A 19,696-nucleotide genomic window follows, 5' to 3' on the forward strand; every position below is an offset into this window, starting at 1 on the left:
AAAGAAGAGTGTCAACTGTTTCGTGAAATCGTCGTTCGCAGAGCGAAACAGTTTTTGTGTCTTCCTATGAGGCGTTGTGCAAGAACGTCCGGAAAGCAATCTTTTATCCAGCGTACATACTCGGCGCACCGGATCAATCTGGGCATTTACAGCGCCGCCGAAAATGCGGTATCGTTGATTTCGCTGAAAACTGCAAAACATAATTCCGCACAGCGAAACACAGCAGCTGACTTGGCTGCGAAAACCCACAAGGAGACAGGCTTGAACACTTCCGCCGCACCCGCCAGCGTTGCACACACCCGCCGCGACGACATCCTGCTGGTCACGATCGACAACCCGCCCGTCAATGCGCTCGGCGTCGACGTGCGGCGCGGCCTGATGGCGGCGATCGAAGCGGCCGACGCCGACCCGGCCGTGAAGGCCGTGGTCATCGTCGGCGCCGGTCGCAACTTCCTCGGCGGCGCCGACATCCGCGAGTTCGGCAAGCCGCCGCAAGCGCCCGCGCTGCCCGACGTCTGCAACCGCATCGAAGCCTGCAGCAAGCCGGTGGTCGCGGCGATCCACGGCGCGGCCCTGGGTGGCGGCCTGGAAGTGGCGCTGGGCGCGCATTACCGCGTCGCTCTCGGGACGGCGAAACTGGGCCTGCCGGAAGTGCTGCTCGGCCTGTTGCCGGGCGCCGGCGGTACCCAGCGTACGCCGCGCCTGATCGGCGCGCCGGCCGCGCTCGAACTGATGCTGAGCGGGCGCCACATCGGCGCCAGGGAAGCCGGCAAGCTCGGCCTGGTCGACAAGCTGGTCGAAGGCGAAGACGCGGCGGCTGCCGGCCTGGCGTACGCCCGTGAATTGATCGACGCCGGCGCTGCAGTGCGCCGCACCAGCGAGGCGACCGCCCTGAGCGACCGTGCGAGCACGCAGGCGGCGATCGACGCCGCCCGCGCCGAGACAACGAAAAAAGCGCGCGGCCTGTTCTCGCCCCTGAAAATCGTCGACGCCGTGCAGGGCGCGCTCGACCTAGGTTTTGAGGAAGGCATGGCGCTCGAACGCAAGCTGTTCCTCGAATGCCTGGACAGCCCGCAGCGCGCCGGCCTGGTACACGCCTTCTTCGCCGAGCGCGAAGCGGCCAAGGCGCCGGAAACGCGTTCGGCGCAGCCGCGCGCGATTGCCAGCGTCGGCATCGTCGGCGGCGGCACCATGGGCGCCGGCATCGCGGTGGCGGTGCTGGACGCCGGACTGCCCGTGACCATGATCGAGCGCGACGACGAAGCGCTGGCCCGTGGCCGCGCGAATGTCGAAAAAGTCTACGATGGCCTGATCGCCAAGGGACGTATCAAGCCGGAAGCGAAAGACGCCATCATGGCGCGCTTCAACGGCAGCAGCAGCTACGATGCGCTCGGTAGCGTCGACCTGGTGATCGAAGCCGTGTTCGAAGACATGGCCGTGAAACAGGCCGTGTTCAAGGAACTCGACCGCGTCTGCAAGCCGGGCGCCGTACTGGCCACGAACACCTCCTACCTCGACATCGACCAGATCGCGGCATCGATCTCGCGCCCGCAGGACGTGATCGGCCTGCACTTCTTCTCGCCGGCGAACATCATGAAGCTGCTCGAGATCGTGGTGCCGGCCAAGGTCGCGGCCGACGTCGTCGCCACCGCCTTCGAGCTGGCGAAAAAATTGAAAAAGACCGCGGTGCGCGCCGGCGTCTGCGACGGCTTCATCGGCAACCGCGTGCTGGCCGTGTACGGCGCCGCCGCCCAGGCGATCATGGAAGACGGCGCCTCGCCCTACCAGATCGACAAGGCGGTGCGCGATTTCGGCTATCCGATGGGACCGTTCCAGGTCTCGGACCTGGCCGGCGGCGACATCGGCTGGGCCACGCGCAAGCGCCGCGCCGCCACCCGCGATCCAAAGGCGCGCTACGTGCAGATCCCGGACCGCATCGCCGAGCGCGGCTGGTTCGGCCAGAAGACCGGCCGCGGCTACTACCTGTACCCGGAAGGCGCGCGCATCGGCACGCCGGACCCGGAAGTCGAAGCGATCATCGACGCCGAACGCCAGCGCGCCGGCATCACGCCGCGCAGCTTCACGGATGAAGAGATCGTGCGCCGCTACCTGGCCGCGATGATCAACGAAGGCGCCAACGTCGTGCACCAGAAGATCGCGCTGCGCCCGCTCGACGTCGACGTCACCTTCGTCCACGGCTACGGCTTCCCGCGCTACCGCGGCGGTCCGATGCATTACGCCGACACGGTCGGCCTCGACAAGATCCTGGCCGATATCCAGGAGTTCGCCAAGGAAGATCCGCTGTTCTGGCAGCCGTCGCCGCTGCTGATCGACCTGGTCGCGCGCGGCGAGAAGTTCGCCAGCCTGAATAAATAACTTGCATAAAACCCACAGGAGACTCGCCATGCGCGAAGCCGTCATCGTTTCAACCGCCCGCACGCCGCTGACCAAGGCGCACCGCGGCGAATTCAACATCACTTCCGGCCCGGAACTGGCCGCATTCGCCGTGCGCGCTGCCGTCGAACGCTCGGGCATCGACCCGGCCCTGATCGAGGACGCGATCCTCGGCTGCGGCTACCCGGAAGGCACCACCGGCCGCAACGTGGCGCGCCAGACCATCATCCGCGCCGGCCTGCCGATCACGATCGCCGGCACCACCGTGAACCGCTTCTGCGCCTCCGGCCTGCAGGCGATCGCCATCGGCGCCGGCCGGATTATCGTCGACGGGGCACCTGCCGTGATCGCCGGCGGCGTCGAGTCGATCTCGCAGATCCGCACCCGTGATTCCGGTGATTCGGGCATGGACCCGTGGATTCTGGAGAACAAGCCTGAGCTCTACATGCCGATGATCGAGACCGCCGACATCGTCGCCAGCCGCTACGGGATTTCGCGCGAAGCGCAGGACCGCTTCTCGTTCGAATCGCAGCGCAAGACCGAAGAAGCGCAACTGGCCGGCCGCTATGCGGAAGAAATCGTCGCCTGCACCACCACCATGGCGGTGACCGACAAGGAAACCAAGGCGGTCACCAGGCGCGAAGTCACGGTCAGCGAAGACACCTGCAACCGCCGCGGCACCACCTACGACGGCCTGGCCAAGCTGGCGCCGGTCATGGGCGAAGGCAAATTCGTCACGGCCGGTAACGCCTCGCAGCTCTCGGACGGCGCCTCTGCCTGCGTCATGATGGAAGCGAAGGAAGCCGAGCGTCTCGGCCTGACCCCGCTGGGCGCCTTCCGCGGCATGGCGGTGGCCGGCTGCGAGCCGGACGAGATGGGTATCGGCCCGGTATTCGCGGTGCCGAAACTGCTGGCGCGGTTTGGCCTGAAGGTCGAAGACATCGACCTGTGGGAACTGAACGAAGCCTTTGCGTCGCAAGCGATCTACTGCCAGCAAACGCTCGGCATTCCGGATGAGCGCCTGAACGTGAACGGCGGCGCGATCTCGATCGGCCACCCGTTCGGCATGACCGGCGCACGTTTGGCGGGCCACATCCTGCTGGAAGGCCGGCGCCGTGGCGCAAAATACGCCGTCGTCACGATGTGCATCGCCGGCGGCATGGGCGCGGCCGGTTTGTTCGAGATCTTTTAATCAGGAACGCATTGAAAGCATACCTATGGACCTGAATTTCACCCCGCAAGAAGAAGCCTTCCGCGCCGAAGTGCGCGCCTTCCTGGCCGAGAAGCTGCCGGCACGCCTGTCCAATAAAGTCGCCGAAGGCCAGCACCTGAGCAAGGCCGACATGGAAGAGTGGCATGCCGTGCTGAACGAGCGCGGCTGGCTGGCCAACCACTGGCCCGAGGAATACGGCGGCCCGGGCTGGAGCGCCGTCGAAAAATTCATTTTCGAGAACGAGAGCGCCATCGCCCACGCGCCGCGCATCGTGCCCTTCGGCGTCAACATGCTCGGGCCGGTGCTGATCAAGTACGGCAACGCCGCCCAGAAGGCCTACTGGCTGCCGCGCATCCTGAACGGCGACGACTGGTGGTGCCAGGGCTATTCGGAACCGGGCGCCGGTTCGGACCTGGCCGCGGTGAAAACCACCGCCGTGCGCGGCACCGACGCACAGGGCGAGCACTACATCGTCAACGGCCAGAAGACCTGGACCACGCTCGGCCAGCACGCCAACATGATCTTTTGCCTGGTGCGCACCGACCGCGAAGCGAAGAAGCAGTCCGGCATCAGCTTCCTGCTGATCGACATGAACTCGCCCGGCATCGAGGTGCGCCCGATCATCACGCTCGACGGCGAGCATGAAGTCAACGAGGTGTTCTTCACCGACGTGCGCGTGCCGGCGGAAAACCTGGTCGGCGAGGAAAACGCCGGCTGGACCTGCGCCAAGTACCTGCTGACCTACGAGCGCACCAACATCGCCGGCGTCGGCTTCTCGGTGGCGGCGCTGGCGCGCCTGAAAAAGATCGCGGCGCGCCAGACGCGCAACGGCAAGCCACTGCTGGAAGACCCAAGTTTTGCTGCGCGCCTGGCGCGCGTCGAGATCGACCTGGAAAACATGAAGACGACCAACCTGCGCGTGATCGCTGCGGTCGCCGGCGGTGGCGTGCCCGGTGCGGAAAGCTCGATGCTCAAGATCCGCGGCACCGAGATCCGCCAGGAGATCACCTCGCTGGCACGGCGCGCGATGGGCGTGCATGCGCGTCCGTTCAGCCAGGACATGCTCGACGCCGACTACCAGGGCGAGCAGTTCGGCCCGGACTTTGCCGCGGCTGCTTCGGCCCAGTACTTCAACAACCGCAAGCTGTCGATCTTCGGCGGCTCCAACGAGATCCAGAAGAATATCATCTCGAAGATGATCCTGGGCCTGTAAGGAAGACACGATGAATTTCGAACATACCGAAGAACGGCGCATGCTCGCCGACAGCCTGAACCGCTTCATCGCCGAGCGCTATGGCTTCGAGACCCGCAACAAGATCGCCGCCTCGACCGAGGGTTACTCGCCCGAGATGTGGAACCACTTTGCCGAACTGGGCGCCATCGGCGTGCTGATGCGCGAGGAAGACGGCGGCTTCGGCGGCAACGGCTTCGACATCGCCGTCGTCTTCGAAGCCCTGGGCCGCGGCCTGGTGCTCGAACCGCTGCTGGCGTCCGCCGTGCTGGCGGGCGAAGCGATCGCTGCCGCCGGCAACGACGCGCAGCGCGGCCTGTTGGAAGGTATCGCCGACGGCAGCACCATCGCCAGCTTCGCCCACGACGAGCCGGACACGCATTACGAGCTGGCGCGCGTCGGCCTGATGGCCACGCGCCAGGGCGATGGCTGGGTGCTGAACGGCGTGAAGTCGGTGGTGCCGCTGGGCGAGCAGGCCGCGGTGTTCGTCGTCTCGGCACGCACCGCCGGCGCGGTCGACGACGAAGCGGGCATCTCGCTGTTCCTGGTCCCGGCCGGTACCGCCGGCGTGACGGTGCGCGGCACGCCGACCATCGACGGCGGCCACGTGGCCGAGCTCCGCTTCGAAGACGTGCTGCTGGAAGGCAGCGCGGTGCTGGGCGCCGAGGGCGAGGGTTTTGCGACGCTCGAACGCGCGACCGGGCGCGGTATCCTGGCCCTGTGCGCCGAAGCGCTGGGCGCGATGGAAGCGGCCAAGGCGGCCACGCTCGACTACCTGCGCACCCGCAAGCAGTTCGGCGTCCCGATCGGCAGCTTCCAGGCGCTGCAGCACCGCATGGCCGACCTGCTGCTGGAAATCGAGCAGGCGCGTTCGGCCGTCATCAACGCCGCCGCCGCGCTCGATGCGGACCGCTTCACGCGCGAGCGCGCGCTGTCGGCCGCCAAGATGAGCATCGGCCGCATCGGCGCGCTGGTGGCCGAGGAATGCATCCAGCTGCACGGCGGCATCGGCATGACCTGGGAATTGCCGCTGGCGCACTACGCCAAGCGCCTGGTGATGATCGACCACCAACTGGGCGACGAAGACCATCATCTGGAACGCTACATTGCGCTGGGACGGCAGGCTGCATGAGCCTCCTGGTGCGTACCGAGGGCGCGGTGCGGGTGCTGGTCAACAGCAACCGGGCCGCGCGCAATGCGATCACGCCGGCGCTGTACGACGCCTTGCCGGCGGCGCTTGCAGAAGCCGCTGCCGATCCGGCGGTCGGCGCCATTGTCTTCGCGGGCGACGGCGACTTCTTCTGCGCCGGCGGCGACCTGCGCCAGCTGGCCACGCGGCGCGACTTGAGTGTGCCGGAGCGGCTGGACAAGATCGGGCGCCTGCACGCGCAGATCCGCGCGATCCAGGCCTGTCCGAAGCCGGTAATTGCGGCGGTGGAGGGCGGCGCGGCCGGCGCCGGCATGTCGCTGGCGCTGGCGTGCGACATGGTGGTGGCGGCCGAGAATGCCTTCTTCACGATGGCCTATGTCAAAGTTGGCCTGAGCCCGGACGGCGGAGCTACCGCGTTTTTATCCGAGTTCCTGTCGCGCCAGCAGATGATGGAACTGTGCCTGCTGGGCGAGCGCATTCCCGCCGAGCGCCTGCATGCGCTGGGCGCCGTCAACCGGCTGGTAGCGAAAGGCACGGCGCTGGCCGAGGCATTCAAGCTGGCCGAACGCATCGCCGGCGGGCCTGCGAATGCCGCCGCCCGCATCAAGCGCCTGTGCGCCCATGCCGGCCACGCCAGCCTGGATGAACAACTCGACCTGGAAGCGCAGCTCATGGCCGAGTCGCAGGGCGACGACGAGGCGCAGGAAGGCATCGCCGCCTTTTTCGAGAAACGCGCGCCGGACTTCGCCGCCCTGCGCGGCAAGAGATAAGAATACGGCCGGGCCGCCACGGCGCCCGGCCAGAACGGAGACACATCGTGACAAACAAAACCTCCCTGCCGCTGGCCGGCGTGCGCGTCCTCGACCTGTCGCGGGTGCTGGCCGGACCCTGGTGCGCCATGGTGCTGGGCGACATGGGCGCCGAGGTGATCAAGGTCGAGCACCCGCAGCGCGGCGACGACACGCGCGACTGGGGCATGCGCGTCGGGAATACCGAGACCGCCTATTTCAACAGCGTCAACCGCAACAAGCGCTCGGTCTGCCTCGACCTCAAGACCCCGGAAGGCCAGCAGATCGCGCGCGACCTGATCCGCAAGAGCGACGTCGTCATCCAGAATTTCAAGTTCGGCGACATCGAACGCCTCGGCCTCGGCTACGACGCGCTGGTGGAAGAGCAGCCGGGCCTGATCTACTGTTCCATCACGGGGTATGACCGCACCGGACCGGAAGCGGCGCGTCCCGGCTACGACCTGGTGATCCAGGGCGAGGCCGGCCTGATGGCCCTGAACGGCGAGCCGACCCAGCCGCCGCTGAAGTTCGGCGTCGCCGCGGTCGACATGATGACCGGCATGTACGCGGCCCAGGGCGTGCTGGCGGCCTTGTTCGACCGCGAACGCACGGGACTTGGCCGCCACGTCGGCATGGCCCTGTTCGATTGCGGCCTGATGATCACGGCCTATTATGGCCTGGAAGCGCTCTTGCGCGGCAACGACCCGCCGCGCTACGGCAATGCGCACCCGTCGATCATGCCGTATGGTGTGTACGAGGCCGAGGACGGTCCGCTGGTGATCGCGGTCGGCAACAACAGCCAGTACCTGCGCTTTTGCACCGAGGTCATCGAACGTCCGGACCTGGCCAGCGACGAACGCTTCAAGACCAATCTCGACCGCACCAAGCACCGCGAGGAACTGGTGCCGCAACTACGCGAGGCGGTGGCGGCGCGCAAACGCCGTGACCTGCTCGAGCGCATGAGCCAGGTCGGCATTCCCTGCGGCGAAGTGGCCGGCCTGCACGAGGCGATGACCTCAAAGCGCGCGGTCGACTCAGGACTGGTGACGCAGATGGCGCACCCGGTCGCGGGCACGGTCGACGTGATGGCTTCGCCGTATCGCTTCAACGGCGAGCGCTTGCCGGTGCGCAGCGCGCCGCCGACGCTGGGGGAGGGGACGGGGCAGGTGCTGGCGGAGTTGCTGGGGCTGTCGGAAGAGACCCTGCAGGGGTTGAAGGAACGCGGCGTCGTTTAAGGTGGGGCCGCGTCGGTGCGGGCGGTGTACGGCGGGCATGCCCGCCCTACGTAAATCGTCGGCCGTCGCGTAACGTAGGGCGGGCATGCCCGCCGGTTCGTGTCGATGCGCGTTCGCGTTGCATGCGCCGTCGAAGCGTCACCCATTCCTCGCGCCAACACCCAAAATTATTTGTTCCTGTCGCGCTTTAACTCCCGCGCGCCGCGGCCTAGAGTGAATGGACGTCGTCCGCTCATGGGAGCCGTATCATGTCTTCACGTCCGTTTATTCCGGCCGTCATCGTCACGCTGTTGACGGCCTGCATGTCCGCCACGGCGGTGCAGCCGCGCGCCGACCTGCTCGGTACGCCGGTGCCGGCGAGCGCCGCTACCCGCGTTGTCAATCTCGGTGCGGATACGCATCATGTGAATGTCGTTGCCGGCGATACCATCCGCTTCGTGAACGGTTCCGGCGAGTTCGGCTGGAGCTTCAACGTCAGCCCGATCGTGCAGGTGTTCGACCTGAACCAGGTAGCGCCAAGCGGTGCGCTGGGCCACGAGGTGCGCGTGTATGTGCTGCCCGATCCGCGCTATTCCGAGCGGACCGAGTTCAACAGCCACGACCGCCAGGACGCACGCGCCCCGGCGGTGATCCGCTGACGTTTTACTTATTTACCTGCCTCATTTTCCAGCATTAAGGGCGCGCAAGAACTGCCCCTTGATCTTGCCGCCCTCGACCGTGCCGAGGATGACGTTGGCGATGGTGCCGCCCTTGCTGTCCAGGCCGTCGATGTCGTTCGGGTTGTACATGGCAGGCAGGGAAGTAAACGCTTTTTCCATCTGGCCGCGGATGGCGGTGGCATCGGTGGTGGTGCCGGCCAGTTTCATGGCGGCCACGGTCGCGTGCACGGCCGAATAGTTCAGGCTGATCTCGGTGCTCGGGTCCTTGCCGGGATTGAGCTTGCGGTAGCGCTGGGTGAAGGCGACCGCTTCCGGACGCTCGTCGTTCGCCAGCGGCATCACGCCGATCGCGCCTTCCAGCGGGGCCATGCCGCCGACCACTTTCGCCATTTCATCGAGCTTGGCCTGGTCGAGCACGATGAAACCGCCCTTGAAGCCCAGTTCGCGCGCCTGCTTGGCGACCAGCGCGGTCGGCTCCGAGGCGCCGCCGATGAACATGACGTCCGGCTTCGACTGCATCGCCCGCGAGACGCCGCTGTAGAAGTCGGTCGCCTTGTTGTACGACATTGGATTTTCCGCGACGATCTTGCCGCCGGCGCCTTCCCACACCGGCTTGAAGGCGGCGGACCAGGCTTTGGCGTAGTCGTGGTCGGCCTGGACCATGGCGACGTTCTTGCCGAAGCGCGACATCATGGCCTTGGTGAACGGCGCGATGTAGCCGGTGAAGTCGGGCGGGATGCGGATCGTGAGCTTGTTGCCGCGCTCGGTCACCTGCGGCAGGCTGGTATAGGCCAGCAGCAGCAGGTTCGAGCGCTCGTTCATGCCCTGCACCGCGAACACGCCGCCCGAATGCGGCACCAGCACGGCCGCGGTCTTGTGCTGCTGCACCAGGCGCTGGACGTTGATGCCGGTTTCGGCCGGGTTGTACTTGTCGTCGAGGGCGACGATCTCGACCTTGTAGTTCTTGCCGCCGATTTGCAGCGGCTTGGCATTGATTTCGGCGGCGGCCATTTCCATGCCGCTCAGGACGTTCTTGCCGTAGAGGGCGGCGCCGCCGGAGAGCGGACCGGAGAAGCCGATCTTGATGACTTCCTGCGCCTGGGCGGCGCCGGCGGCGAATGCCAGGGTGGCAGCCGCAGCGGCCAGCAGGGTACGGCGGGTGAATTTGGCTTGCACGTTCATGTTTGCGTCTCCTAAGTTCTACTTGTTGTTGGTACTTCTAGTGGGTTGGCGTCTACGCGCCGCGGGTCTATGCTCCGATATATGCCTTGCGCACCTGCGCGTTATTCAGTAACTCCTCGCGGCCGCCTTCCATCACGATGTGGCCCTGTTCAATCACGTAGGCGCGGCTGGCGATGTTCAGCGCCGCATACGCATTCTGCTCGGCCAGCAGCACCGTGGTGCCGGCCTTGTTGATGCGCGCGATCACTTCGAACATCTGCTTGACCACCAGCGGCGCCAGGCCCAGCGAAGGTTCGTCCAGCAGCAGCGCTTTGGGACGGCCCATCAGCGCGCGGCCGATGGCCACCATCTGCTGCTGGCCGCCCGAGAGCGAACCGGCCGGCATGTCCTTTTTCTCGTGCAGGATCGGGAACAGGCCGAACACTTCCTCGAGCGACTTTTTGGTTCCTGCCGAATCGCGCCGGTGCACGTAGGCGCCCAGCGTCAGATTCTTCAGCACCGACATGCCGGGGAATAGCTTGCGGCCCTCCGGGCAGTGCACCAGCCCGTCGGCCACGATCTGCGAAGGCTTGCGCCCGACCAGTTCGTGGTTGCCGAAGCGGATGCTGCCGGTGCTGGCCCGCTGCAGGCCGCTCATGGTGAGGAAGATCGAGCTTTTGCCGGCGCCGTTGGAGCCGAGCAGCACGACCAGTTCGCCTTCGTCGGCATGGATCGAGACGTCGTGCAGGGCGCGAAAACTGCCATACGACAGGGAGACTTTATCAAGCCGCAGCATGTTCGCTCCCCAGGTAGGCTTCGATCACGACCGGGTTGGCGCGGATCTCGGCGGGCGTACCCTCGGCGATTTTCTCGCCGTAATTCAGTACCAGGATCTTGTCGGCGAGGTTCATGATCATGTCCATCTTGTGTTCGATCAGGCAGACGGTCAGCCCGCTGGCGGCCATCTTGCGGATCAGGTTGGCCAGGCCCACGGTCTCTTCGGGATTGACGCCGCCGGCCGGTTCGTCGAGCAGCAGCAGGGTCGGGTCGGTCGACAGCGCTAGCGCAAAGGCGACGCGTTTTCTTTCTTCCTGCGAGATGTCGCCGGCGAGGCGGTTCTCGACGTGGGACAGGCCCACGAAGTCGAGCGCGGCGCGCGCCTTGTCGCGGCAGATCCGTTCCTCTTCCTTCAGGCGTTTGGAGCCGAGGATGACGTCGAGCAGGCCGGACTGCGTGCGCAGGCGGTGGCCGACGATCAGGTTGTCGAGCACGGTCGCGGTATCGAACAGGGTCGTCGACTGGAAGGTGCGCGCCATGCCGAGGCGCGCCACCTGGTCGGCGCGCAGGCCGGTCACATCGCGGCCGTCGAAGGTCACCTTGCCGCTCGTCGGCGCAATCGCCCCGCTGACCAGGTTGAAGAAGGTGGTTTTACCCGCGCCGTTGGGCCCGATGATGGCGTTGATGGTCCCGCGCGCAAAACTCACGCTGACGTCGTTGACGGCGGCCAGGCCGCCGAAGCGCTTGGTGAGCGAATCGATTTCAAGCATGGGTCGCTCCTTTCGCGGTGGTGATCGGCGCCACGGTTGGTGCCGCAACAGGCGCCGCAGCCAGCGCCTCTTTCCGGCGCTTGCGGTTCATGTACGTGCCGACGATCCCGTACGGCAGGAAGATCACCAGCAGCACCAGCAGCGGTCCGAAGACGACGAAGCGGTAATCCTGCAGCACCTGCAGGTACTGGGTCAGCCAGGGCACGCCGATCGCGCCCAGCAGTGGGCCGAGCAGGGTGCCGATGCCGCCGACCAGCATGTACATCGTCATGTCGAAGGTATGCTCGACGCTGGCCACGCCGGGACCGATGAAGCGCACGAAGCCCGCGTACAGGCCGCCGGCCAGGCCCGAGAAGAACACCGACAGCATGAACGCGAGCAGCTTGTTGCGCATCAGGTTGATGCCGAGCGCCTGGGCCAGGTCGTCGCCGTTGCGGATCGCCATGAAGGTGCGCCCCAGCAGCGAGCGCACGATGCGGTGCATGATCCAGAGACTTAATACGAGGAACAACAGCACCAGGTAGTACTGCGGGCGCGGCGCGGAAAAATCGATGCCGGCGATGGATTCCGGCGCCGGAATGCCGATGATGCCGACCGTGCCGTGGGTCAGGCTTTCCCATTTCTCGATCACGAGGTACATGATGTAGCCGACGCACAGGGTGAAGATCGAGAAAAAATGGGTCTTCAAGCGCAAGGACACCAGGCCCACAAAAAAGCCGAGGAATGCGGCGAACACGCCCGAGAGCGCGAACGCGATCCAGAACGGCACCCCGTGGTCGACCGTCAGGATGCCGACCGTGTACGCGCCCACGGCCATGAAGCCGCTGTGCGCCAGGTTGTACTGGCCGGTATAGCCGGTGATCAGGTTCAGGCCGATGGTGGCGATGGCGTAGATGTACGCCGTCGACATCACGGTCAGGTGGTAGTCGTTCCCGGCCAGGAAGGGAAACAGCAGGGCCAGCAGCAACAGGAAGCCCCAGCCCACGGTTGGATTGAAGAGTTTCATCAGTGGGCTCCCTTGGCGAACAGGCCCTGCGGACGCACCGACAGGATCAGCACCAGGATCGCGAAGGCGATGATGTCCTTGTAGTCGGTCGAGATGTAAAAGGCGCCGAAGGCTTCGGCAAAGCCAAGGATCAGGCCGCCGACGATCGCGCCCGGCACGCTGCCCATCCCGCCCAGCACGATGATGACGAAGGCCTTGGTGATCACCAGGTTGCCCATCGAGGTATAGACCAGGTTGATCGGCGCATACAGCACCGCGGCCACGCCGGCCAGCGCGCCGGCAATGGCGAAGGTGAGCATCGCCACGCGGGTGGCGTCGATGCCGACCAGGGCCGCGCCTTCGCGGTTCTGCGCCATGGCGACGATGGTCGCGCCGGTGACGGTCTTCTTCAGGAACAGCTGCAACAGCGCCACCAGCAGGAAGGCCGCGGCGATGATCAGGAGGCGCTGCGCCGGTAACGTCAGGCCGCCGAATTCGAGCAGCTGGTTGTAGGGCGTCTCCATGCGGTGGAAGTCCGCGCCCCAGATCGCCTGGGCGCCGGCTTCGAGGAACAGCAGGATGCCGATCGAGGCGATCATGTGGTGCAGGTAAGGCGCCTTGCGCAGTGGATGGAACACCAGGCGCTCGGACAGCACCGAGATCAGGGCGACCACGACGGCGGCGCCGAGCATGCCCCACCAGTAGCCGAGGCCCAGCTTGTTCATGATGAAAAAGGCCGAGTACGCGCCCGCCATGTAAAAGGCGCCGTGGGCGAAATTCGGCACGTGCAGGATGCCGTAGACGAGCGTGAGCCCGAGTGCGACCAGGCTGTAGACCCCGCCAAGGGTCAGCCCGTTGAGGACTTGTTGCAGGAAAAGCTCCAAAATCGTGTCTCCATTATTGGTGTGATCGTTTTTTGATTTGGATGCTGCCGGCGAGGCGCGTTGTTACCGCATGAGGGCACCTCGTGGCATGGAACGGATGAGGGAGGAGGCGACGCCGCGAGATGCAGACGCACGGACAAGCTTGCCCGCTTTTGTATTCGCCAACACATGATGTGTGAACATGCGACTCCTCGGCAATGGGTGCGCGCTGGGCGCACCCGGTGGATTCAGCCACTTTGGTTTTGCTACGCGAAACTACAGGGTGTAAAATGGAACAAAAAAAGGATACGATAATTTCAGGTGAGTAGCAACGTTTTGTTGTCTGTACACAATCGCTGGCAATCACAAAGCGAATCGTCATGGTTTGACGCAACTCATCTGCCAGCAAGGCAAGGGCAGTGTGCCATGCCTTGCCCGCCGCGGCAAAGCCTCTTTAGAAGGCAAGTCTCCTTCACAACGTCCAGGACACTCGATGCAAGCTAGCGACACCAACCAGGCCGGGTCCGACCCTGAAGGCGCGGACCCGTTCAATCCTGACCCCGACCCGGCGCGCAAGAACGAGGAACGCTATTTCATCACGGCCCTGGCGCGCGGGCTCGAGGTGCTGTCGTGCTTCCGCTCGGCCGACAAGGGCCTGACCAACCAGCAGATCGCCGAGCGCTGCGGCCTGCCGAAATCGACCGTCACCCGCTTCACCTTCACGCTCACGCGTCTGGGCTACCTGGTGCAGGAAAGCGGCGGACGCTTCGTGCTCGGCACCGCCACGCTGGGCCTGGGCAGCGCGATGCTGGCGCGCCTCGACATCCGCCAGATGGCGCGTCCGATGATGCAGGAACTGGCCGATTTCTCCGGCACGACGGTGTCGATCGCGGTGCGCGACCGGCTCTCGATGATCACGGTCGAAGTCTGCCGCAGCACGGCGGCGCTGGCGCTGTCGCTGCAGGTCGGCTCGCGCATGCCGCTGGCGGTGTCGGCCATCGGCCGCGCCTACCTGGTGCGCGCCAGCGAGCAGGAAAAGCGCGACATCCTGGCGCGCTACCAGGAACTCGACGAGATGGCCTATAAGGCGCTGGTCGAGGCGATCGCGCGCGGCACGCGCGACTACGCCCAATATGGCTGCACCACGTCCTTCGGCGAGTGGCAAAAGGACGTCAACGGCATCGCCGCCGGCTTCTATCCGATCGGCGGCAACCAGCTGATGTCGATCAACTGCGGCGGGCCGTCGTCGAGCGTGTCGCGGGAGTTCCTGCTCGACGAGGTGAGGCCGCGGCTGATCGCGATTGCGGCGCGGCTGGAGTCGTAAGGCGAGGCGCCGGCCGTAGCTCATCGTAGGGTGGGCCGCTATACCCCAGCGTGTGCGTGCCCACTGCCGGACTGCCGCCAACGGGTTCAACCACACTGTGAAACCTCGCGACGAATCGACAGTCGCTTGAACGCGCGGGCGGCGCGCACGCCGGCGGTCAGCAGACCGAAGCGCTATAGCCGCCCACCCTACAGGTCGGGCGCAAGGATGCGTCCGTCACGCGTGGGCAGAGCCCACCCTACCGCCGCAGCCTGGCCAGTGGCGCCGCCAGCACGCGCTGGGCAACCCCGGCGTCCACTTTCATGATGCGCATGAACATCCTGGCGGCGCTCTCTCCGAAGACGGCGCGAATCAACTGCGCGCGGTAGACCAGCGTCGACGTGCGCTCGTCGCAGCGGGCATAGCGCTGCTGGGCGTCATGGGACGGGCTAGCGGGCACTGGAAGGTTCCCGGGCCGGCGGTGTGGTCGTGGGCGATCGTGTTTTCATCGGCAGGTTCATGAACAAGTGGGCCAGCGCGTCATTACAATGGAAAAGCCCGGCCGCATCCAGTGCCGGGCCTGTAAGAATCGTTACCAAAGGTCTCAGGCGGCCGCCGTCCGCCCGGCGTCCAGCTGAGCGACCAGCTGCGCGAGCGGCACCGGACGATGGTACAGGAAACCCTGCATGCAGGCGTCGCCGTGTTCGGCCAGGTAGCGCGCCTGCGCCTGGGTTTCGATGCCTTCGGCGACCACGCGCAGTCCCAGGTGGCGCGCCATCGACAGGATCGACTGCACGATCGCGGTGTCGTTGCGGTCGTTGGGCAGGTTGTCCATGAAGCGCTTGTCGATTTTCAGTTCGTGCAGCGGCATCTTGCTGAGGTAAGCCAGGTTCGAGTAGCCGGTGCCGAAGTCGTCGATCGAGAAGCGCACGCCCAGGCCGGCCAGTTCGTGCATGCGCGCGATGGTCTGGCCGATGTCTTCGATCAGCAAGCCTTCGGTCACCTCGAAAATGAACCCCTGCGGCGCGGCGCCGGTTTCGCGCAGGATGGCGCCTACCTGGCGCACGAAGTCGGGCTGGCGGAACTGCAGCGGACTGACGTTGATCGACAGCGGCAGCGGGTGGCCGGCGCGCTCCAGGGCGTGCGCGGCGGCGCAGGCCTGGCGCAGGGCCCAGGTGCCGAGCGCCACGATCATGCCGCTCGCTTCCGCCACCGGGATGAAGACGTCGGGCCGCACCCAGCTGCCGTCGGCGCGCTGCCAGCGCATCAAGAGCTCGGCGCCGACCGGCGCGCCGTGGCGGTCGACCTGCAACTGCAGGTGCATCGCCAGCTCGCCCCGTTCCAGCGCCTGCGCCAGGTCGCGCTCGAGCGTCAGCTTGTGCTGGGCCTCGGCCAGCATGGCGCTTTCGTACAGGACGACGCCGTTGCGTCCGGCCGCCTTGGCGTGGTACATCGCCGTATCCGCGGCGCGCAGCAGGTCCGGCGCGCTCGCGCCCGGGTGCGGCGGCAAGGCGACGCCGATGCTGGCCGTGATCCGGCAGGGTTGGCCCTCCAGGTCGAGCGGCGCGGCCAGCGCGCGGCTGACCCGGCCCGCCACGTCGAGCGCGCTGCGGGCGGCAAGCGCCCGGTCGGCATCGAGTCCTTCGAGCAGGACCACGAACTCGTCGCCGCCGATGCGGGCCACGGTGTCGCCCGGACGCACCGCCTGCGCCAGGCGCGCCGCGGCATGCCCGAGCAGGGCGTCGCCGACCGCATGGCCGCGCGCATCGTTGACGTCCTTGAAATTGTCGAGGTCGAGGTAGAGCACGGCGCCGGGCGCGCCTCCTGTCCCGGCACTGGCAAGGACGGTGTCGAGACGCTCCATGAAGTAACGCCGGTTCGGCAGTCCGGTCAGGACGTCGTAGAAGGCGAGGCGGTGGATCGCGTCGGCCGCCGTGCGCCGCTCGGTGATGTCGCGGCCGACGATGACCCAGTGGCTGGCCTGCTCGCCGGCATGGGCGAACGGCACCGCCTCGAGTTCCACCCAGAACGGAGTGCCCGCGCACGTGTAGATCATCAGTTCGGCATTGCAGGGCTGGCCGGAGGCCATCGCCGCGAAGATACGCTCCAGCACCGCACCCTCGGACTCCGGCCCGCGCAGCAGGTGCAGGCTGCGCCCGACCACCTGGTCGCGCGCGTAGCCGGTGCGGCGCAGGAAAGCGTCGTTGACGAAGGTGACCGGCTGCACCGCCCCTGGGTCATCGGTGGCCCGCGTGATCAACACCATGTCGTTCAGGCGCGACACCGCTGCCGAGGTCAGTTCGAGTTCCCCGAGCGAGCGCGCCAGTCCCTTCAGGAGCGTGGTGCAGGTAATTGTCAGCAACAGGCCGATGGTCGTGTAATTGACCGCGGCGACCAGCGCCGACTTGAACGGTTCATGCTCCCAGCCGGGCACGTACAGACCCACGTGCCCCACCGTGCCGAGCGCGACCAGCGAGACCGCGCCCAGCGCCAGCGCCAGCAGCGCCGGACGCAGGTTGAGCAGGATTGCCGCGATCAGCGGCGGCCCCAGCAGGTAGCTCAGGCTGGCCGGTCCGACGAACAGCATCAGCACGATCCCGAGCAGGTAGACCACGGCAAGGAAATGGAACACCCGTGCCTCGTACGACAGGCGCCGCACGCGCCAGACGGCGAAAATCCAGAGCAGGGCGACCGTGTCGGCAAGCACCACCGGCCACATCCCCACCTGGAGGAGGAAGGGGATGATTGTCAGCGTCGAGGCGGTGCCGCCGAGCAGGACGACAACCAGCAGGGAGGAAAAGGTACGTTCGCGCCAGCCGGCGAAATCGTTGACAGTGACCATGACTAATTGGGATGTGCACCAGGGCAGCGCACCAGTACTCAAATTTGTTAGTTTTGGGAATATTAAATTGCCCAAGCGTAACTGTCACGAATTTTTCGTATTAACTCCATGTTCGGTGCGCGTCATGGCGCTGGGCTGTTGTTTCACGTTCCATTTCTCGCCGTATCAACTCTGCCTTATTCGTAGCCAGCGTCGAGCTGGGCCGCGTTCAAGGCTTTCATCACCGCGAACACCCCGCTGGCGCGCAGGATGCGCCGCTCGCCCACCACCAGGTCGCATTCGGCAAAGGCGACGCGCGCGCCGATGCGGCCGATGCGCACGCGCGCTTCGAGCCAATCGCCGGGCCGGGCGGCGTCGAGGAAGTCGGTGCTCAGGTTGACCGTCACGAACGAGTTGCGCCCCTCGCAGGACATCTGCAAGCCCAGGCCGAGGGCGGAATCGGCCAGGCTGGCCAGCATGCCGCCGTGGACGATGCCGCGCATGTTGGCATGGCGCTCGGTCATTCCCATGGCGATCGTGATGGCCTCGCCGTCACGGCGGCAATACAGGTCGCCCAGGCTTGCCATGTAGGGGCCGCCCCGCTTGAGGCGCTCGAATCCTTGCGGCACGCTGCCGCCGTTGTCTTGTGGTGTCATGTTCAATTTGTGTTGCAGAAAAAGATACGGCGGCCCGAAGGCCGCCGTGCGTGTTGCATATTACCTTGGCAGGCCGAAGCCCGTCATCAGAACATGTGCATGATGCCGGCCGTGGCGCGGTTGGCCGAATCGCTGCCCGGCGTCACGATACCCTGCGCCAGGTTGATGAGGCCGGCGCCGAAGCCTGCCGCCGTGCCCGAGGCCAGGTCGACGGCGTTGCTGGTGTTGGCGCGGGTGTACGCAGTGTAGAAGGTGGTGCGCTTGCTCAGCGCATAGCGCGCGATCAGGTGGTACTGCTGCGAGTCTTCGTTGATGCGGTCGCCGTAGCGCTTGGTGTTGTAGACCGCGCCGGTCAGCGTCAGGGCAGGGGCCACCGGCACGTCGACGCCGACGCCGGCCACGGCGATCGTGCGGTTGGTGCTGTCGACTTCGTTGCGGATGTAGGTGCCCTTGATCACGGCCATCGGCAGGCTGTACTTGGCGCCGACGCCGTAGGAGGTCAGCAGGTCGGTGTTGAGGTTGTTCTTCATGCGCGCATAGGCGCCGGCGGCGCCGAACGGACCGGCGTTGTAGAACAGCGAGGCCCCCTGGTAGGAGCTGCGCTGGATGCCGTCGCCCTGCTCGCCGAAGGCGCGCATCAGGCCGACACCGAAGCCGGCGAAGGTCGGCGACACGTACTTGATCGAATTGGTCTGGCGCAGGGCGCTGTTGCCGGCGCCGTTGGCGCCGAAGCCGCCGTAGACCGCGCCGAAGTTCAATGCGCCGAACAGCACGTTCGGGCTGGTGGCCGCGAAGGCCAGGCCCATCGGGTCGGCCAGTCCGACCGAACCGATACCCAGGATGTTCTGGCGGCCGATGTCGATCGAGCCGAAGGCGCCGCTGAGGCCGACGGTGGCTTCGCGGTCGAACAGCGAGGTCGTGGCCGGCGTACCGGTATTCACGCCGGCGACGCCGGTGTCGTTGAGCAGCGTGCCTTCGAGGGTGAAGCGGGCCTTGAGGCCGCCACCGAGGTCTTCGGTGCCCTTGAAGCCCCAGCGCGAGACCTGCATCTGGCCGGCTTCCACCGTGGTGCGGTCGCCGGTCGTGCCGTCGTTGGTAAGGTGGGTGACGCCGGCATCGACGATGCCGTAGATGGTGACGCTGGTTTGCGCCGAGGCGGTCGACATGCAAGCAGCGAGCGCGGCCATTGCAAGGATGGTCTTCTTCATTAGTGCGGTCTCCTGGTTTTCGGTGTGCTCCGGCCCCGACGAGGCCGGATGGCAGTGCTGCAGGGTATAGCGGCGGCGTTTCTCTTGGTGGAACTGTGCCATCTATAATGAAACTGTATTTTCTTGGATCAATATTGTCAACGACTTAATGCCGCATGCGAAGGCTTTGTGCAATTTCGCACAGGAACTGTTGTTCAAGATGAGATAGATCATCCACCATTACGCGCGGCAATGACAGGGGTAGGCGCGCCCATCTGTTCGAGATGTACAAAAAAACAACGGGCAGCCACGCGAACGCGGCTGCCCGTCGGTACGTCAGCGGGGCCGGCGGCCCCGCGGTTCGGGATCAGTCTTCCTCGTGGAAGGCTTCCTCGCGCTTCCTGCGCAGCGACGGCGACAGCACCACCGCCATCGCCAGCGCGGCCAGGCCGAGCATGACGGCGCTGATCGGACGCTGCACGAACACCAGCGGGTCGCTGTGC

The 19,696-nt window shown here is 66.0% G+C and carries 17 protein-coding genes; 8 read left to right on the forward strand and 9 right to left on the reverse strand.

Features of this window, described 5'->3' with window-relative positions:
* Nucleotides 1–261 precede the first annotated feature (261 nt).
* The 7 genes from AC56LG_RS23480 to AC56LG_RS23510 all read left to right on the forward strand — a co-directional run bounded on the left by AC56LG_RS23480 (nucleotide 262) and on the right by AC56LG_RS23510 (nucleotide 8,649).
* Complete coding sequence (locus tag AC56LG_RS23480) at nucleotides 262–2,376, forward strand: 3-hydroxyacyl-CoA dehydrogenase NAD-binding domain-containing protein (protein WP_497168450.1); 2,115 nt, start codon at nucleotides 262–264, stop codon at nucleotides 2,374–2,376.
* A 28-nt stretch (nucleotides 2,377–2,404) separates the two neighbouring features.
* Nucleotides 2,405–3,586 (forward strand): acetyl-CoA C-acyltransferase, encoded by a 1,182-nt coding sequence (locus AC56LG_RS23485; RefSeq protein WP_497168451.1) that lies wholly within the window; start codon nucleotides 2,405–2,407, stop codon nucleotides 3,584–3,586.
* Nucleotides 3,587–3,611: 25 nt separating this feature from the next.
* The gene (locus AC56LG_RS23490) at nucleotides 3,612–4,820 is read left to right on the forward strand and encodes an acyl-CoA dehydrogenase family protein (RefSeq protein WP_497168452.1); all 1,209 of its coding nucleotides are present in this window, start codon (nucleotides 3,612–3,614) and stop codon (nucleotides 4,818–4,820) included.
* Between the two features lie 10 nt (nucleotides 4,821–4,830).
* Nucleotides 4,831–5,970, forward strand: a complete 1,140-nt coding sequence (locus AC56LG_RS23495) for an acyl-CoA dehydrogenase family protein (RefSeq protein ID WP_497168453.1) — start codon at nucleotides 4,831–4,833, stop codon at nucleotides 5,968–5,970.
* Nucleotides 5,967–6,758, forward strand: coding sequence for an oxepin-CoA hydrolase, alternative type (locus AC56LG_RS23500; RefSeq protein WP_497168454.1), 792 nt, complete (start codon nucleotides 5,967–5,969; stop codon nucleotides 6,756–6,758). Before AC56LG_RS23495 ends, AC56LG_RS23500 begins: the two co-directional genes overlap by 4 nt.
* 47 nt (nucleotides 6,759–6,805) lie before the next feature.
* Entirely contained in the window at nucleotides 6,806–8,011 is a 1,206-nt protein-coding gene (locus tag AC56LG_RS23505; RefSeq protein WP_497168455.1) for a CaiB/BaiF CoA transferase family protein, read from the forward strand.
* A 248-nt stretch (nucleotides 8,012–8,259) separates the two neighbouring features.
* Nucleotides 8,260–8,649 (forward strand): CzcE family metal-binding protein, encoded by a 390-nt coding sequence (locus AC56LG_RS23510; protein ID WP_497168456.1) that lies wholly within the window; start codon nucleotides 8,260–8,262, stop codon nucleotides 8,647–8,649.
* 21 nt (nucleotides 8,650–8,670) lie between these two features.
* Here AC56LG_RS23510 and AC56LG_RS23515 read toward each other — a convergent pair whose 3' ends face one another.
* The 5 genes from AC56LG_RS23515 to AC56LG_RS23535 form a co-directional block, all read right to left on the reverse strand.
* Entirely contained in the window at nucleotides 8,671–9,852 is a 1,182-nt protein-coding gene (locus AC56LG_RS23515) for an ABC transporter substrate-binding protein (RefSeq protein ID WP_497168457.1), read from the reverse strand.
* A gap of 67 nt (nucleotides 9,853–9,919) precedes the next feature.
* Entirely contained in the window at nucleotides 9,920–10,627 is a 708-nt protein-coding gene (locus AC56LG_RS23520; protein WP_497168458.1) for an ABC transporter ATP-binding protein, read from the reverse strand.
* Nucleotides 10,614–11,378, reverse strand: coding sequence for an ABC transporter ATP-binding protein (locus AC56LG_RS23525; RefSeq protein ID WP_497168459.1), 765 nt, complete (start codon nucleotides 11,376–11,378; stop codon nucleotides 10,614–10,616). The genes AC56LG_RS23520 and AC56LG_RS23525 overlap by 14 nt, the downstream gene beginning before the upstream one ends.
* Entirely contained in the window at nucleotides 11,371–12,384 is a 1,014-nt protein-coding gene (locus AC56LG_RS23530) for a branched-chain amino acid ABC transporter permease (RefSeq protein WP_497168460.1), read from the reverse strand. Before AC56LG_RS23530 ends, AC56LG_RS23525 begins: the two co-directional genes overlap by 8 nt.
* Entirely contained in the window at nucleotides 12,384–13,247 is an 864-nt protein-coding gene (locus AC56LG_RS23535; RefSeq protein ID WP_497168461.1) for a branched-chain amino acid ABC transporter permease, read from the reverse strand. The genes AC56LG_RS23530 and AC56LG_RS23535 overlap by 1 nt, the downstream gene beginning before the upstream one ends.
* Before the next feature lie 472 nt (nucleotides 13,248–13,719).
* Between AC56LG_RS23535 and AC56LG_RS23540 the strand changes: the two genes are divergently transcribed.
* Nucleotides 13,720–14,550, forward strand: a complete 831-nt coding sequence (locus AC56LG_RS23540; protein WP_497168462.1) for an IclR family transcriptional regulator — start codon at nucleotides 13,720–13,722, stop codon at nucleotides 14,548–14,550.
* Nucleotides 14,551–14,788: 238 nt separating this feature from the next.
* Here AC56LG_RS23540 and AC56LG_RS23545 read toward each other — a convergent pair whose 3' ends face one another.
* From AC56LG_RS23545 to AC56LG_RS23560, 4 genes are all read right to left on the reverse strand, one after another.
* On the reverse strand, nucleotides 14,789–14,989 hold the full coding sequence (locus AC56LG_RS23545) for a hypothetical protein (RefSeq protein WP_497168463.1): 201 nt from the start codon (nucleotides 14,987–14,989) through the stop codon (nucleotides 14,789–14,791).
* 144 nt (nucleotides 14,990–15,133) lie between these two features.
* Complete coding sequence (locus AC56LG_RS23550; protein WP_497168464.1) at nucleotides 15,134–17,371, reverse strand: putative bifunctional diguanylate cyclase/phosphodiesterase; 2,238 nt, start codon at nucleotides 17,369–17,371, stop codon at nucleotides 15,134–15,136.
* 176 nt (nucleotides 17,372–17,547) lie between these two features.
* Complete coding sequence (locus AC56LG_RS23555) at nucleotides 17,548–18,006, reverse strand: PaaI family thioesterase (protein WP_497168465.1); 459 nt, start codon at nucleotides 18,004–18,006, stop codon at nucleotides 17,548–17,550.
* 86 nt (nucleotides 18,007–18,092) lie between these two features.
* Entirely contained in the window at nucleotides 18,093–19,214 is a 1,122-nt protein-coding gene (locus AC56LG_RS23560) for a porin (protein WP_497168466.1), read from the reverse strand.
* Between the last annotated feature and the right edge of the window lie 482 nt (nucleotides 19,215–19,696).

The organism is Telluria sp. ZB2R32, assembly GCF_059685715.1.

Excerpts from the sequence above, each read along its gene's own strand:
- AC56LG_RS23550 (WP_497168464.1), bottom strand. The coding sequence starts at position 17,371 with ATGGTCACTGTCAACGATTTCGCCGGCTGGCGCGAACGTACCTTTTCC.
- AC56LG_RS23490 (WP_497168452.1), top strand. The coding sequence starts at position 3,612 with ATGGACCTGAATTTCACCCCGCAAGAAGAAGCCTTCCGCGCCGAAGTG.
- AC56LG_RS23525 (WP_497168459.1), bottom strand. The coding sequence starts at position 11,378 with ATGCTTGAAATCGATTCGCTCACCAAGCGCTTCGGCGGCCTGGCCGCC.
- AC56LG_RS23510 (WP_497168456.1), top strand. The coding sequence starts at position 8,260 with ATGTCTTCACGTCCGTTTATTCCGGCCGTCATCGTCACGCTGTTGACG.
- AC56LG_RS23485 (WP_497168451.1), top strand. The coding sequence starts at position 2,405 with ATGCGCGAAGCCGTCATCGTTTCAACCGCCCGCACGCCGCTGACCAAG.
- AC56LG_RS23500 (WP_497168454.1), top strand. The coding sequence starts at position 5,967 with ATGAGCCTCCTGGTGCGTACCGAGGGCGCGGTGCGGGTGCTGGTCAAC.
- AC56LG_RS23515 (WP_497168457.1), bottom strand. The coding sequence starts at position 9,852 with ATGAACGTGCAAGCCAAATTCACCCGCCGTACCCTGCTGGCCGCTGCG.
- AC56LG_RS23520 (WP_497168458.1), bottom strand. The coding sequence starts at position 10,627 with ATGCTGCGGCTTGATAAAGTCTCCCTGTCGTATGGCAGTTTTCGCGCC.
- AC56LG_RS23540 (WP_497168462.1), top strand. The coding sequence starts at position 13,720 with ATGCAAGCTAGCGACACCAACCAGGCCGGGTCCGACCCTGAAGGCGCG.
- AC56LG_RS23560 (WP_497168466.1), bottom strand. The coding sequence starts at position 19,214 with ATGAAGAAGACCATCCTTGCAATGGCCGCGCTCGCTGCTTGCATGTCG.
- AC56LG_RS23495 (WP_497168453.1), top strand. The coding sequence starts at position 4,831 with ATGAATTTCGAACATACCGAAGAACGGCGCATGCTCGCCGACAGCCTG.
- AC56LG_RS23530 (WP_497168460.1), bottom strand. The coding sequence starts at position 12,384 with ATGAAACTCTTCAATCCAACCGTGGGCTGGGGCTTCCTGTTGCTGCTG.
- AC56LG_RS23555 (WP_497168465.1), bottom strand. The coding sequence starts at position 18,006 with ATGACACCACAAGACAACGGCGGCAGCGTGCCGCAAGGATTCGAGCGC.